The organism is Streptomyces sp. NPDC002580, assembly GCF_042889485.1.
In the GTDB taxonomy this organism is placed as follows: Bacteria; Actinomycetota; Actinomycetes; order Streptomycetales; family Streptomycetaceae; genus Streptomyces.
Genome location: NZ_JBIAQZ010000008.1, coordinates 1 through 14470 on the forward strand (window position 1 = coordinate 1; position 14470 = coordinate 14470).

The 14470-nt window shown below is 70.6% G+C and carries 10 protein-coding genes and 1 pseudogene; 5 read left to right on the plus strand and 6 right to left on the minus strand.

The annotated features are described in order from the left end of the window. Positions 1–246: 246 nt before the first annotated feature. From ACFYW7_RS23945 to ACFYW7_RS23960, 4 genes are all read right to left on the minus strand, one after another. Positions 247–1389 carry an FAD-dependent oxidoreductase gene (locus tag ACFYW7_RS23945; protein WP_389505612.1) on the minus strand — a complete coding sequence of 381 codons (1143 nt, stop codon included), beginning with the start codon at positions 1387–1389 and terminating at the stop codon, positions 247–249. A gap of 179 nt (positions 1390–1568) precedes the next feature. Next, positions 1569–2276 carry a TetR/AcrR family transcriptional regulator gene (locus tag ACFYW7_RS23950; protein WP_389505614.1) on the minus strand — a complete coding sequence of 236 codons (708 nt, stop codon included), beginning with the start codon at positions 2274–2276 and terminating at the stop codon, positions 1569–1571. A 561-nt stretch (positions 2277–2837) separates the two neighbouring features. Beyond that, positions 2838–3785 (minus strand): M28 family metallopeptidase, encoded by a 948-nt coding sequence (locus ACFYW7_RS23955; RefSeq protein ID WP_389505616.1) that lies wholly within the window; start codon positions 3783–3785, stop codon positions 2838–2840. A gap of 467 nt (positions 3786–4252) precedes the next feature. Further along, positions 4253–5320: a glycoside hydrolase family 19 protein gene (locus ACFYW7_RS23960; RefSeq protein ID WP_389505618.1), complete on the minus strand. Its 1068-nt coding sequence runs from the start codon at positions 5318–5320 to the stop codon at positions 4253–4255. Between the two features lie 614 nt (positions 5321–5934). On the opposite strand from ACFYW7_RS23960, the gene ACFYW7_RS23965 reads away from it, so the two are divergent. Continuing rightward, entirely contained in the window at positions 5935–7440 is a 1506-nt protein-coding gene (locus ACFYW7_RS23965) for an aldehyde dehydrogenase family protein (RefSeq protein ID WP_389505620.1), read from the plus strand. Between the two features lie 15 nt (positions 7441–7455). Here the strand turns inward: ACFYW7_RS23965 and ACFYW7_RS23970 are convergent, their stop codons facing one another. Continuing rightward, complete coding sequence (locus tag ACFYW7_RS23970; protein WP_389505623.1) at positions 7456–8082, minus strand: TetR/AcrR family transcriptional regulator; 627 nt, start codon at positions 8080–8082, stop codon at positions 7456–7458. A gap of 388 nt (positions 8083–8470) precedes the next feature. Here ACFYW7_RS23970 and ACFYW7_RS23975 point away from each other — a divergent pair, with 388 nt between their 5' ends. Beyond that, positions 8471–9757, plus strand: a complete 1287-nt coding sequence (locus ACFYW7_RS23975) for a hypothetical protein (RefSeq protein ID WP_389505626.1) — start codon at positions 8471–8473, stop codon at positions 9755–9757. A gap of 237 nt (positions 9758–9994) precedes the next feature. On the opposite strand, the pseudogene ACFYW7_RS23980 reads toward ACFYW7_RS23975, so the two are convergent. After that, positions 9995–10330, minus strand: a pseudogene (locus ACFYW7_RS23980) (STAS domain-containing protein); the annotation flags it as partial. Between the two features lie 384 nt (positions 10331–10714). Between ACFYW7_RS23980 and ACFYW7_RS23985 the strand changes: the two are divergent. The 3 genes from ACFYW7_RS23985 to ACFYW7_RS23995 all read left to right on the plus strand — a co-directional run bounded on the left by ACFYW7_RS23985 (position 10715) and on the right by ACFYW7_RS23995 (position 14314). Beyond that, the gene (locus ACFYW7_RS23985; protein ID WP_389505628.1) at positions 10715–11584 is read left to right on the plus strand and encodes an arpA protein; all 870 of its coding nucleotides are present in this window, start codon (positions 10715–10717) and stop codon (positions 11582–11584) included. Positions 11585–11648: 64 nt separating this feature from the next. Further along, the gene (locus tag ACFYW7_RS23990; protein ID WP_389505630.1) at positions 11649–12494 is read left to right on the plus strand and encodes a class I SAM-dependent methyltransferase; all 846 of its coding nucleotides are present in this window, start codon (positions 11649–11651) and stop codon (positions 12492–12494) included. A gap of 59 nt (positions 12495–12553) precedes the next feature. After that, complete coding sequence (locus ACFYW7_RS23995) at positions 12554–14314, plus strand: choline/carnitine O-acyltransferase (protein WP_389505632.1); 1761 nt, start codon at positions 12554–12556, stop codon at positions 14312–14314. Positions 14315–14470 lie beyond the last annotated feature (156 nt).

A 14470-nucleotide genomic window follows, 5' to 3' on the forward strand; every position in this document is an offset into this window, starting at 1 on the left:
ATGGTGGTGCGGAATGGCTGCCCGGGGACCGACCGGAGTCGACGCTCACGTCGGACAACTCGCAGGACACTACGTACGGGCAGGAGCCATGTCAAACCCGGCCCGGGGCCGCCACGGAGGAGAGCGGGACACGACCACGACGCTCTTCTGGTCATACGTGCAACGGGGTCGAATCGGCGCTGAAGGCGTGTGGCCCGCGCCGGGCCGGCGCGGGCAGGGAGGCGTCCTCTGCTCTCGGGGTGGTGCTCACTCCGAGCCGGGAGCGTTCGAGAAGAACTCGGTCATGCGCTGCAAGCCGTCCTCACCGAACATCACCTCCAGGTTGTGGGCGGACTCCCCTGCACACGCCTCGCTGCGCGGGAAGAGCGCCTCCTCGTACGCCGCAAGTGCGGCTTCGATGTCGCCGGGGTGCGCGGCGACGGCCAGGCCGAGCTCGGCGCCGTCGAGCATCGCCAGGTTGGCGCCTTCGCCGGCGAACGGGGACATGAGGTGCGCCGCGTCACCCAGCAGCGTCACCCCCGGCACACGCTCCCAACGGTGCCCGACCGGCAGGGCGTGGATGCGGCGCGGCACCAGCACTCCGTCGGCGTCGGCCACGAGGCCGCGCAGACCCTCGTCCCAGCCCTCGAAGCAGGTGAGGACGGCTTCCTTCGCGGCGGCGCTGTCGCTGAAGTCGATGGTGTCGAGCCAGCCCTCATCGGCGCGCAAGGCGGTATAGACGTGCAGGCTCCCGTCGGTCTCGCGGTGCGCGAGGAAGCCGCGCCGGTCGCCGAGGCAGATGAAGAATCCGCCGCCGACGACGGCCGCGCTGCGCGGGTGGCGGACCTTGGCGTCCCACAGGTCCGTCTCCACGAAGGAGATGCCGGTGTAGCGGGGCCTCGCGTCGGAGAGCAGCGGCCTGATCCGCGACCATGCCCCGTCGGCTCCGACGAGGAGGTCGGTCGTGATCGTCGAGCCGTCGGTGAAGGTCACCTCGTGGCGCCCGCCGCCGAGCGGACGGGCACCGACAGCCTTGTGACCCCAGCGGATCATTCCCGGCGGGAGGGAGTCGAGCAGAAGGTCGCGCAGGTCGCCCCGATCGACCTCGGGACGCCCCCGGCCGCCCTGGTCCTCCTCGGCGACGTGGACCGTGCCGTCGGGGCCCACCAGGCGCATCGCCTCGCCCCCCTCGTGAATGATCTTGCTGAAGCCGTCATGGAGCCCTGCGGCACGCAGGGCCTCCTGGCCGTTCTCCTCGTGGATGTCGAGCATGCCGCCCTGAGTACGGGCCGCCGCGGATGCTTCCAGATCGAAGACGGCCGCTTCGATGCCGTTGACGTGCAGGACGCGGGCGGCGGTGAGACCGCCGAGGCCGGCGCCGATGATCGCGACGGGGAAGTGCGTGCTCATGAGTTCCTCCGAGAGTTCGTAACGGGCACGGAGCGGGTCACCCCTCGGGGCAGTCCCGTGATCGCGTCTGACCTCTCCACCGTAGCGAACATGTTCGTGACGAACAAGTTCGTTCGAGAGTCGCCGCGCCCCAGGCGTAGGACAGCCTGCGGGCTGCTCGCTGGGGCGGGGCCCGAAAATCAGGTGCTGGACGGAGGCACCGGCGTACCGAGGATGCCGTTGATCAGGGACTGGAAGGCCCAGCTCATCCGGGCCTCGGCGGAGCCGGAGATGAGGTCGGGCATGTGGGCGCTGATTCCGGGGTGGGTCTTCTCGTCCACGGCGTCGAGGGCTCGCGTGAGCGCGTCCCAGTCGTCGCCGGCGGTGGGGTCGTACTCATGGGTGGACTGCTCGGCCGCCGTGGCGGTGGCCTCCTGGAGCAGCTTGTCGACTCCCCAGGCCACCTGTGCGCGGTCGGCCCCGCTGCGCGCGAGGAGGATGAGGAGACGGTCGACCAGTCGGAGGTAGTTCTCGCCGCTGGGGCGGGCCACCAGGGCCGACCGGGCGAGCTGGGGGTGGCGGAACAGCATCAGGGTGTAGGAGGTGAGCACCGCCACGAGCTGTTCGCGCCAGTCGCCCTCCGTCTCCTCGCTCGCCAGGTCGACCTCGCCCAGCAGAGCGTCCAGGACGGCCGCGTGCAGTTCGGCGGTGTTGGCCACGTAGACGTAGAGCGAGGCGGGGCCGGTGTCCAGCTCCTGCGCCAGCCGGCGCATCGTGACCTTTTCCAGGCCCTCGGCCCGCATGATCCGGACCGCGGCGTCGACGATCCACCGCTGGGACAGGGCAGGCTTGGACGGCCGCTCCCGGCGGCTCGACGGCTCACTCGCCCGTTCTCTTCGCGCGTTCATCCGGCGATCGTAACGAACACGTTCGTGCCGGGAGGGCCGCACAGCGCGGGGCCGCTCGGTGAGGCGGGGCGGTGACGGGGCCGGGTGGCATCCGGGCCCTCCCGAAGCGGGCCCGGAACCCGCGGGCGACCGGCCGGCATCCCGGGACTTCCTGGTGACGAAGCCCCGGGTTGCGTTTTGCTCGGCTCGGCCCGGCCGGGCGGCCACGCTCTCATCAAGGTTCGCCCCAGGACTACGGCCGGCACGGGCAGGTGCCCGCGAAGTCCAGGGGCGACCGTGCGCGGCCGGTGGACTGCTCACGGGTCGTACCAGGCGGGCGTCCGCCCCTCTGGTGTCCGAGCCGCTCGCTGCCCGGTCTCGCCCTTACCGGCTGTCGGGCCGACGGTGGCGCCGAGCCTCGTGGCCCGAGCGGGTTGACGGGTCGCCCCGCCGGAACCTGTGCGGCGGAGCGCCGCGGACCCGCCCCGCTGAATGCGGGTACGGGTCCGCCGACGCCCACCCGCGTGGGCGGACCGGCCAGGACCGACGGTCCACCCCACGGATGACCTGCCGGGAGCACTCTTACGCCGACAGCCCCCACACCGCGTACGCGAGCGCGTCCGCGTTCCGGTTCAGCGCCGTGTCGTTGATGTTCGACGACGTGTCGCACGAGGAGTGGTAGCAGGCGTCGAAGGCCTTGCCCGCGGTGCCGCCCCACTTGGCGGCCTGCGCGGCCGTCTTGATGTAGTCGGCGCCGCTGAACAGGCCGCCGACGGGGATGCCGGCGTTCTTGAACGGCGCGTGGTCCGAGCGTCCGTCGCCCTCGGTCTCGATCTCCGTGGAGACGCCGATCCCGGTGAAGTACGTCTTGAAGGTCTTCTCGATGGCCGGGTCGTCGTCATAGACGAAGTACCCGGGGTTCGGCGAGCCGATCATGTCGAAGTTCAGGTATCCGCTGATCTTCGAACGGTTCGCGGTCGTGAGGCTGTTGACGTAGTAGCGCGAGCCCACCATGCCCAACTCCTCCGCGCCCCACCAGGCGAACCGGAGGTGCTTGGTGGGCTGGTAGTTGGACCGGGCCACGGCCAGTGCCGTCTCCAGCACGGCCGCCGAGCCGGAACCGTTGTCGTTGATCCCCGCGCCCGCGGTCACGCTGTCCAGATGGGAGCCGGCCATGACGACCTGGCCGGTGTCGCCGCCGGGTCGGTCGGCGATCAGGTTGTAGCCGGTGCGGCCGCCGGAGGTGAACTGCTGGACGGTCGTGGTGAACCCGGCCGCGTCCAGCTTGGCCTTGACGTAGTCGAGGGACGCCTTGTAACCGGCGCGACCGTGCGCGCGGTTGCCGCCGTTGGCGGTGGCGATGGACTGGAGTTGGGCGAGGTGGGCCTTGACGTTGGCCACGGGGATGTCGGGTGCGGCGGCCGCTGCCACGGGGGCGGGGGCCGCCCCGGCTATGGAACCACCGGTGAGCAGCGCGGCGGCCGTGACGACAGCGGTCGCCGAGGCACGCCCAGGAATGGAGAACTTCATGTGGGGGAGCTCCGAATTCCAGGGAATCCGAGGGAGTTCCCACGAGGGGTGCGTGGGGTGTCCGCAGATTCCACGGTGAATGGGGTGACTGGATGGTGAAGGTGGGACTGACATACCGTCAAGAGCGCTATTCAGTCACGCGCGTTCGCATTCCGGATACCCCGGCCGTCGGCTCCGTCCGACGCGAGCACGGAGGGTCTCCGCCTGACATGCGACGGACCCCACGCCCCGCAGCGCACGCGCGCCCCGCTGATGTTTCTCGGACCGATGAGGTGTCCGGCCCCATGGGTACCGACGCTGCGGATGGCCCACGGTCCTCGTCGTGCCGCTGGGGGAAGACGTCGGCCGTGGGCCGCATCGCGCCGAAGCCGATGCGGCCCACGGCCGCGTCCGTCAGGTGTCCGGGTGTCCGCGCGGTGCCCCCTTCCGAGGATCCGGGAACGGTACGCGTGAGCCCGGGCACCTCATCAGCAGGACAGGTTGGCGCCCGCCGACACACCCAGGATCTGCGTGAACTGCTGGTAGGCGTTGACCCGGCTCTGCACCTGCGCCGGGTTCTTGCCGTCGCATTCGAGGGAGCCGTTGATGGAACGGATCGTCTGGCCGAAGCCCGCGCCGTTGACCATGGCATTGTGCGGGGTCATGGAGCCGGGACCGGACTGCGTGTTCCAGTACCAGAGGGCCGTCTTCCACGCCACGGCGGCGTCGGTCTGCACGAGCGACGGGTTGTTGAGCAGGTCGATGCCGAGCGCGTCGCCCGCGGCCTTGTAGTTGAAGTTCCAGCTGAGCTGGATCGGACCACGCCCGTAGTAGGCGGACTGTCCGGCCGGGCAGCCGTACGGCTGGCCCCAGTCGCAGTAGTGCGAATAGTTGGCGGTGTTCTGCTCGACGACGTGAACCAGTCCGCCCGTCTCGTGGTTGACGTTGGCGAGGAAGGCGGCCGCTTCCTGCTTCTTGGTCTGGTCACCGCCGGTCGTGGCGAAGCCGGGGTAGGCGCTGAGCGCCGCGACGAGCCCGCTGTAGGTGTAGAAGCCGTTGCGGTTCGGGAACATCTGGTTGAACTGGGCCTCGGAGACGACGAAGTTGCCGACGGGCGTGGTGCTGCCGCCGTCGCAGTTGTACGGCTCCCAGTACCAGGTGCTGACGACGGGGTCGTAGCCCGGGTTGTCGTGCTCGGCTATGTACGCCTTGCCGTCCGTGTAGCGCACGATGTCACCGGTGACGTACGTCCGGCCGGCCACCCAGTTCGGGTGGCCGGCACAGGTGCCGCCCGAGGGCGTGCCGCTGTCGCAGCCGTAAGGCTCCCAGTACCAGGTGCTGATGACCGGGTCGTAGCCCGGGTTGTCGTGCTCGGCGATGTACGCCTTGCCGTCCGTGTAGCGGACGACGGCGCCGGTGGCATACGCCTTGCCGGCAACCCAGTTCGGGTAGCTCGCGCAGGTGGCGGCCGACGCGCTGGCGGCTGGCACGAGTACCGGTACGGCGGTGGAGAGGGCGAGCGCGGTCACGACCGCGGCAATACGACGCCTCGACACGGAATCAACTCCTCGACGGAGAACGGTCGTACCCGGCGCAGCCGGGACAGGGCGAGCCTGTGCGCATGCCGGGGGAACCGGACGGGGCGCGGGGTCGACCGTGGTGGGGGGTGTGACGCACACTCAACCGCATTGGTCTGTACCAGTCAAGGCGCACGGACCGATCCTCGACGAGGAAGCGGCGGGGCGGAAAGTGCGGCCAACCCTCATGCCGAGAAGCCCAGTTGGGCGACGCCGCCGGAAACCTGCTCCGCCCGGGGTGGAGGTCGACGGCGCGCGGGGTGGCCCCCGACGCTCGCGGCCACCCCGCCGCAACTTCGGTTCGGCGCCACACCCTTTGGAGTCCCGCCCGGTCGCGGCACACCACAAGGGTCACCAACCACAAGGGGCACCACCGGCGAACGTCGGCGACCTTGGCCGATAACCCCGCCATGTCACTTGCCCCGCTTGCAGGTTGAGGCCGTGGGCAAAGCCGGAGGGACCCGTCGGCAGCCCATGTCCCTTCAGCGTCAGGAGTATTGACGCCCGATGAAACAACTCAATAGTTTCAGTATCATCGACTCACGAGGGGTGCTCCCTATGGAATCCCGTACCGCCCACACGACCGCCGGCGGATGACCGACACCGCCCCGGCCGCCGCATCGGGTGCCGCGACCTTCACGACGTACTCCCCCGCGACGGGCAAGCCGATCGCCTCGCACCCGGTGAACGGGCCGGAAGAGGTCTCCCGCGCCGTGGCCCGCGCCCGGACCGCTCAGGCCGGGTGGGCGGCACTGCCCGCGTCCCGGCGTCGTGACCACCTGCTGCGCTGGAAGAAGGCCCTCGCCACCGAGCTGGACGCCGTGGCCCGCACCATCGCCGAGGAGACCGGCAAGCCGGCCGGTGACGCCGCGCTGGAGGTCGTCCTCACGCTGGAGCACCTGGGCTGGGCCGCCCGCAACGCCGACCGCGTACTGCGCCGCCGGAAGGTGGGCACCGGACTGTTCGCCGTCCACCAGCGGGCCTCGCTGGTGCACCGGCCGGTGGGCGTGGTCGGTGTGATCGGCCCCTGGAACTACCCCCTGTACACCCCGATGGGCTCGATCGGTTACGCCTTGGCCGCGGGGAACGCCGTGGTGTTCAAGCCGTCCGAGCTGACCCCGGGCACCGGGGTCCTGCTGGCCGAACTCTTCGATGCCGCCGTGCCCGGACACGCGGGGCTGTTCAGCACTGTCACCGGCGCGGCCTCCACCGGGGACGCCCTGGCCCGGTCCGGGGTCGACAAACTGGCGTTCACCGGGTCGCCGGGGACGGCCCGCAAGGTGATGGCGGTGTGCGCCGAGACACTCACACCGTTCCTCGCCGAATGCGGCGGGAAGGACGCGGTGATCGTCACCGCGGACGCGGACCTCCAAGCGGCCGCCGACGCGATCGTGTGGGGAGCGCTGAGCAACGCCGGACAGACCTGCGCCGGGGTGGAACGCGTCTACGCCGTGCGCGAGATCCACGCGGCACTGTGCGAGAGAGTGGTCGAGCGGGCCGAGGGACTGCGCCCCGGTGCCGAGGCGGATGCCCCCTACGGCCCGATGACCCTGCCGGGCCAGGTCGCGATCGTCGAACGGCATGTGACCGACGCGGTGTCGGCGGGCGCGCGGGTCCTGCTGGGCGGGCCCGAGTCGGTTCGCGCCCCGTACGTCGCCCCGGTCGTGCTGACCGGCGTTCCGGAGGACACGGCAGTGATGGCGGAGGAGACCTTCGGGCCCATCGTGACGATCAACCAGGTGGCCGACGTGGACGAAGCGGTGGAGCGGGCCAACGCCTCACGCTACGCCCTGGGGGCCGCGGTGTTCTGCCGCAGCGGACGCACCGGTGCGGCGATCGCGGCACGACTGCGCGCCGGGGTGGTGTCGGTGAACTCGGTGCTGGGCTTCGCCGCGGTGCCGGCGCTGCCGTTCGGCGGTTCGCAGGACTCCGGATTCGGACGGATCCACGGCGAGGAAGGGCTGCGCGCCTTCACCTCCGTGCAGTCGATGACGGTGCAGCGCTTCACCCCGCCGATCACGCTGACCTCCTTCGGGATTCCGGCCGCCACACGGGAGCGCGCGGTACGGCTTGCCCGGGCACTGCACCGGCGCCGCTGAACGGCCGACGGACGGTCAGGCGTCCAGCAGCGGGGCCAGATAGCGGCGGGCGAAGGCCCGGGCCTGGTCCTCGTCGTCCATCTCGATGCAGCCGGCCGGGTTGAGCAGGAAGGACACGGCGACCCGCACCATCAGCTCGGCGACCGGACGCGGGTCGTCGTCGGGACGGCCCTCGACTTGTTGCGCGCGGCGCAGATGGGCCGTCAGGTACTCCACCGTGGCGGCGAGCGACGAGCTGCCCCGCACGGTCAGGTAGGGCAGCACCACCTCGGGTTCGAGGCGCAGCAGACCCCCGAAGAGGGGATGGGCGCGCGTGTGGCGAAGGGCGACCACGAAACCCTCGACGACCCGCTCGTTCATGGTGGGCAGCTCGGCCACCACAGAGTCCAACTGCTGCAAGAACCGGCTTAGTTCGCGCAGCAGCGTGTCCTGGACCAGCTTGTCCTTGGTCTGGAACCGGCGGTAGACGGTGACCCGTGAGACACCGGCCCGCTTGGCGACATCGTCCACGGACGATCGGCGCAGCCCCAGGAGGGTGAACTGTTCCAGCGCCGCGTCGAGGATCCGGCCCGCCGTACGGTCCTCAGGCATCGGCCGGGCGAGGGCCCGGGCGAGCCACGAGTCGTTCGTGTCAGTTCCCATGGTGCTCGTGACGATACCGGCAGACGGTTCCCGAGAGTCTCTGAAACACAGGGCGTCTCTTTGCCGCTCACGGTCTGCCCGACGCCGACCGAGACACCGACCAGCGGCCGGATCCAGGGGACTTGTCGGGGAAGGCCCCAGCGGTCTCGACGGGTGATCCGGGAACCGGAAACGGCTGCGCCCGGAGACGGCGCGGAGGCTGATCGAGAAGGCGGAGGGAACCACGGGTCACCCGCTTCCCGTCTACAACCTTCTGCCTCGGCACGGAGTCGAACTCCCGTCCGGCAGTGATCACTTTCGCCACCGGGTCACCTCTACCCATCTTGGAGATGCAATGAGTTCTCTCTCCGTCGTACGTGTACTGCGTCGCGGTTTATGCAGCGGAACCGTGGGGGCGTTGGTCCTCACCGGGCTCGGGAGCGGGGCCGCCTTCGCGGGCGGTGCGGCACAGAGCGACGGCCTGGCGATCGGGGCACCCGAGAGTGCGGTGGTCACCGTCGCTCCCGAAGGCGGTGAGACCCGGTACCGGCCGGTGGACATCGGTCTGACCCACGAGAACCACGAGACCGTCGTGACCGACGGTCGGCTGACCGTCGACGTCACGGGGCTGGCCGGGGTCGCCGAGGTGGCCTGGCCCGACAACTGCGCACCGGACGAGGCCGGCACCGTCGCCGTGTGCGACACCGGGAACGTACCCAACCGATACACCCCGACGGTGCACCTCAAGGTGCGGGCCGCCGCCGAAGCCGCCGTGGGGGCCCAGGGCGCGATCGAGTACTCCGCCGAGGCCGCCGGCCCCGACGGCACGCTCGTCGCCCCGAGCGGTTCCGCGCGGACCCTTCTCACGGTCGGGTCCGGCACGGACCTCGGTGTCAGCCCTCCTCAGGACGTCACCGGCGTCGCGCCCGGCAGCACCCTGACCGTGCCGTCCTCCGTCACCAACACCGGCAACGAGACCGCTCACGGTTTCAAGGTGTCGATGTGGGTGTCGTACGGCCTCGACGTCACCACCCGCTACCCGCAGTGCACCTCCACCGCACCGGGCAGCGGCGGGTTCACGCACGTGGCCTGCTCCTTCGACACCGACGTCCCGCCCGGCGCCACCGTGGAGCTGCCGGAGCCGTTGCGGCTCACCGTCACCGGCCACGCGCTGCACGAACGGTTCGAGTACGGCGTCCAGCCCGCGGACGAGACCGTCGTCGACCTCGACAGCTCGGACGACAACCTCACCTGGCACATCGACGCCGACAACACCGCCGACTTCGCCATGAAGGGCACCGAGGTGAGCGGCGGCGTCGGCGACACCGTCACCACCGCCTTCCGCTTCGTCAACAACGGTCCGGCCTGGGTCGCCGACCTCACCTCCGGCGACCCGCTCGTCGCGATCGACTTCTACCTCCCGGAAGGCACCACCGCCACGTCCGTACCCCGCACCTGCCGCACCACCAAAGCGCCCGGCGACGCCCCGGACGTCGTCCACTACGCCTGCACCCTGCCGACGTGGACCACTCCCGACCTGGACGTCGGTTTCCCGTTCGCGCTGCGCATCGACCGGGTCGTCCCTGACGCGACGGGTCGCGTCGTCGCACGCTCCTACTCCGCGAGCGCGCCCCTGGCCTTCGACCCGGACCTCACGAACAACTCGGCCGAGGTAGTGGTCAACCCGTCCGCCTGACAGCCGTGAGGGGGCGGGCACAGGCCCGCCCCCTCGCTTCCCGCGCCGCCACGCCCACCGTCGATGAGCGGCGTCATGACGGCGACGAGAAGCCCGGCACCGAGCAGGGCGACGACACCGGGCTCTCAGCTGTGCGCCCGGAGCGGAACGGGCCCGATCGCCGGCCTCGGCGAGGACGATCGGGCCCGAGCTCGGCGGCCGTCGACCGGGCTCCCGGTGGACCGGCTGAGGTCATGGTCAGTGGCCGGCCTTCAGTTCGCCGCTGAGCCTGCCGTGCGGAAGGGCGCTGCGATCGTCGAGGCCGATGATCTCGACGGTCTTGCCGCGCTGCCTGTACTGGGTCTCGACGGCGTCGAGGGCCGCGACCGATGAGGCGTCCCGGATGTGGGCCGCGGTCAGGTCGATGACGACCGTGTCGGGGCCGCCGGAGTAGTCGAACCGGCCGAGGAGGTCGTTGGAGGAGGCGGAGAAGAGCTCGCCGGTGACGGAGCAGACGACCGTCGTGCCGTCGGGGTCGGTGACGGCTGTGCCGTCGGCGAGCCGGGCGACGCGTCGGGCGAAGACGACCACGCTCCGTCTTCCAGTGAGTGGGAGGCGGTGATGACGCCCGGGAGCCGCAGGCCCGCCCCGCCCCTCTCCCCCACCACGACCAGCGGGGCGCCGGGCTCCACCGACCGCGCGGTGAACAGTCCCGAACCGGTCGGCCGCGGACAGTTGCTCGCACGCGGCAGGCCTGCCCGAGCTCACAGTTGGGCAGTGTGACAGGTCACAGACAACATGGCGCCACTATGGGAACTTCAAGGGCCCTTCCTACCAGCTGAGTTACTGATGAAGCCGAGAGCGAGGTCCGACCCACCGCACGGCTTGTGTCGCTCGTCCCGCGTGTACAGAAGTGACGGAATCGCGGGCCGGCCATGGAACCGACGAGAGGGGCGGCCCGCATGCGGAAAGGATCGAATGCGCTCATTGGAAGACCTGACGCTTGATCAGGTGGTCGACACCGCTCGCTATCCCCTCTCGGACGTCGCGAGCCCCCGGGGACAGGCCGTGGTCTCCCGTGCCCGGCACGACCTGTCGACCCTCGGCTGCACCGTGCTGCCGGACTTCGTCCGCCCGTCCCTGCGCGATGTGCTGCGGCAGGAGTGCTCGGACATGGCCCCCCGGGCGCACCACGACGTCGAGACGGTGAACGTCTACAACATCGCGGTGGACTCGGCGCTGCCGGAGGACCATCCTGGCCGGAAGACCTTCGAGCGGGGTAACGCGTTCGTCGCGCGGGACCGCGTCCCCGCGGACTCCCTCATCGCCCGGCTCTACTCCGACGTGGTGTTCCGGCAGTTCATCGCCCACTGCTTCGAGCTGCCGGAGCTGCACGAGCTGGCGGACCCGCTCTCCGGGCTGGTGCTCAACGTCATCGCGCCGGGCCTGGAGCACCCCTGGCACTTCGACACCAACGAGTTCACCGTGAGCATGCTCACCCAACAGGCCCAGGACGGTGGGGTCTTCGAGTACTGCCCGAACATACGGACCCCGCAGAACGAGAATTTCGACGACGTCCGGGACGTCGTGGACGGCCGGGGCGAGCGGTTGACCCGACATCTTCCCCTGCAACCTGGCGACCTGCAGTTGTTCAAGGGGCGCTACTCGCTGCACCGAGTGAGCCCGGTGCGCGGTGAGGTCGCGCGTCACTCCGCGATATTCGCCTACAGCGAGCGCCCCGGCGTCATCGGGAGCGTGGAACGGACCCGGCAGCTCTTCGGTCGGGTGCTGCCCGAGCACCTCGCGGCCGAGGGCCGGGCGGTCCGCGGCGACCGGCTCCTGGACTAGCCGAGAGCCCGCGTAGTCGCCGTCGGCCGTTTCATCCTGCGCGTTCCCCGGAGGAGTAAGCCCTGTGCGTTTCGACACGACCGGAAAAGTCTCCCTCGACCACATCTACGACCAGCCCGATCCGCGAACCTACTTCACCGTGCTGCGCCCGCTCGACTACGGCGTTCCGCAGCAGGCCAAGCCATATTTCGCCAAACTCATCACGGAGTACCGGGAGTCCCAGGATGTCGCGGCACCGAAGGTGCTGGACATCGGCTGCTCGTACGGAATCAACGCCGCCCTGCTGAAGTACGACGCGACCATGGACGAGCTGTACGCGCGCTACGACGACGACCTCCGCGCGGGTGAGAGCCGCGAGACCCTGCTGGCGCGTGACCGGGAGCTGGCCCGGTCACGCCAACCCCCGCAGGCGATCCGCTTCGCCGGCCTCGACACGTCCGCCGGCGCACTGTCCTACGCCCTCGAGGCCGGGTTCCTCGACGACGTGGTGCACGCCGACCTGGAGAAGCACGAGCCCACACCGCGACAGCTCGTCCAGCTCTCGGGTACGGACCTGGTGATCTCGACGGGCTGCGTCGGCTACGTCACCGAGCGGACGCTGACGCGAGTCGTCCGGGCGCAGGGCGTCCGCCGGCCCTGGATGGCGCACTTCGTTCTGCGGATGTTCCCGTTCGACTCCGTCGAGCGCGCGTTGGCGGGGCTCGGCTACCGGACGGTCCGTGTCGACGAGGTGTTCAGACAGCGGCGGTTCGCCTCCTCGCAGGAGCAGTCGCTCGTGCTCGACAATCTGTCGGCCGCGGGAGTGGATCCACAGGGCCTGGAGACGGAAGGCTGGCTGTACGCACAGCTCTACATTTCCCGGCCGTACGACATCACAGGTACCAACGATGCGAATCGAGAACAGAGTTGAAGACCAGTCAGGATGGGTCAGGCAATGCCACGTTCGCCCAGGAGGGCAGCCTTCCACGCGTGCCGCTGCCGACGCTGGACGCGAGCTGTGAGAGGTTCCTCGCCTGGTGCACGCCGCTGTTGACCGCCGAGGAGCGGGCGGCGACCGAGGCGGAGGTCGCCGCCTTCCTCCGGCCCGGTGGCCCCGGCCGGGTGCTGCATGCCGCGCTGGAGGAGTACGACGCCACGGAGGGCGTGCACAGCTGGCCCGACACCTTCTGGCCGTACCGATACCTGGGCCGCCGGGACCGGATCGCGCTCAACGCCAACTTCTTCTTCCTGTTCCGGGACTCCGACCAGACGCAGGTGGAGCGCGCGGCGGGGCTCGTCGCCGGAGCCCTCGACTACAAGCGCCGGCTCGATCAGGGGCTGATTCCACCGGTGGTGCAGCGCGGAGCGCCCCAGTCGATGGTGCAGAACAAGTTCCTGTTCTCCACCACGCGCATCCCCGGCGTGCCGCAAGACACCGTCCGCGCCCCCTACACCGACGAGTGGCCCGGCCCGTCCGAGGCCCGGCACGTCGTGGTGTTCTTCCGGGGCGGCATGTTCCGGCTGGACGTGCTGGGGCCCGACGGTGTCCCGTACAGCCTGGATGCCATCGAGGCGGGGCTGCACGCGGTGATGAAGGCCGACCCGCCCGCCACGGACGTCTCGGTGGGTCACCTCACCACGATGGCCCGCGCGGAGTGGGCGGCCGCCCGGGAGTCCCTGCTCGCCTGCCATCCCGGCAACGCCGAGGCCCTCGACGAAGTCGAGACGGCGCTGTTCTGCGTCGCGCTGGAGGACTTCGCCCCCGCGGACGTCCAGGACGCCTGTGACCAGCTGCTGTACGGCGACCGCGGCAACCGGTGGTTCGACAAGGCGGTGTCCTTCGTCGTCTTCGCCGACGGACGGGCGGGGATCAACGTCGAGCACTGCGAGTTGGACGGGACCACGATCCTCACCTTCACCGACGCGCTGCTCAGCAGCTCGGCCGAGGAGCACTCCCGGCGGTCCGGAGCCCGCTCCCAGGGACTGCCGGCGCTGGAGCCGATCGTGTTCGAGCTGGACGAGGCGCTGCGGGAGCAGGCGCGCTCCGCCGCCGACGCGTTCGCGGCGTACGGGGAGAACACCGCGACCAGCACCTTGTCGTTCGCGGACTTCGGCACCGGCACGGCGAAGGCGTTGGGCGTCTCGCCGGACGCGTTCGTCCAGGCCGCCTACCAGCTGGCCCACCAGCGCGCCAAGGGCCACCTGGGTGCCACGTACGAGTCGATCGCGACCCGGCAGTACCGGCACGGTCGGACCGAGGCGATGCGCGTGGTCACCACCGAGATGGTGGCTTTCGTAGCGGCGATGGAGGACCCGGCAGCGGACGCGGACGCCCGGCGCGCCGCGTTCCGGGCAGCCACGGAGGCCCATGTGGCGCGGGCGAAGGCGTGCCAGGCCGGGCAGGCGCCGGAACAGCACCTGTGGGAACTGGAGCTGATCCAGCGTCGGCGGGGGGCCGAGCTCGGGGTGACCGAGCAGCCCGCGCTGTACCGGACGCCGGGCTGGTCGACCATGCGGGACGACTACTTGAGCACGAGTTCCGCGCCGTCCGTCAACATCCAGTACTTCGGCTTCGGGTCGACCAGCAGCCAGTGCATCGGTGTCGCCTATGTGCTGCTTCCCGACCGGTTCAACCTCTACCTGAGCACGCCGCTGGCGGTCGCCGACCAGATGCGGACGTTCGCCGAGCGGCTCCGGGAGGCCTTGGACGAACTCCGGGAGCTGCTGACACCGGAGCGATCCGGGGACTGACCGCTGATCCGCCGCCGGCCCGGAACTCCAGACCGTGTGGTTCCGGGCCGTGGGGGGGGCCCGGGGGGGGCCGGGGGGGGGCCCCGCCCCGCGGGGGGGCGGGCGGGGGGGGGGGGGGGGCGGGCCCCCCCCCCCGCCCTGACCCGCGACCCCGGG

Bases quoted from the DNA above. Each gene is read 5' to 3' on its own strand.
- ACFYW7_RS23945 (WP_389505612.1), bottom strand. From the start codon at position 1,389: ATGAGCACGCACTTCCCCGTCGCGATCATCGGCGCCGGCCTCGGCGGT.
- ACFYW7_RS23965 (WP_389505620.1), top strand. From the start codon at position 5,935: ATGACCGACACCGCCCCGGCCGCCGCATCGGGTGCCGCGACCTTCACG.
- ACFYW7_RS23970 (WP_389505623.1), bottom strand. From the start codon at position 8,082: ATGGGAACTGACACGAACGACTCGTGGCTCGCCCGGGCCCTCGCCCGG.
- ACFYW7_RS23955 (WP_389505616.1), bottom strand. From the start codon at position 3,785: ATGAAGTTCTCCATTCCTGGGCGTGCCTCGGCGACCGCTGTCGTCACG.
- ACFYW7_RS23985 (WP_389505628.1), top strand. From the start codon at position 10,715: ATGCGCTCATTGGAAGACCTGACGCTTGATCAGGTGGTCGACACCGCT.
- ACFYW7_RS23950 (WP_389505614.1), bottom strand. From the start codon at position 2,276: ATGAACGCGCGAAGAGAACGGGCGAGTGAGCCGTCGAGCCGCCGGGAG.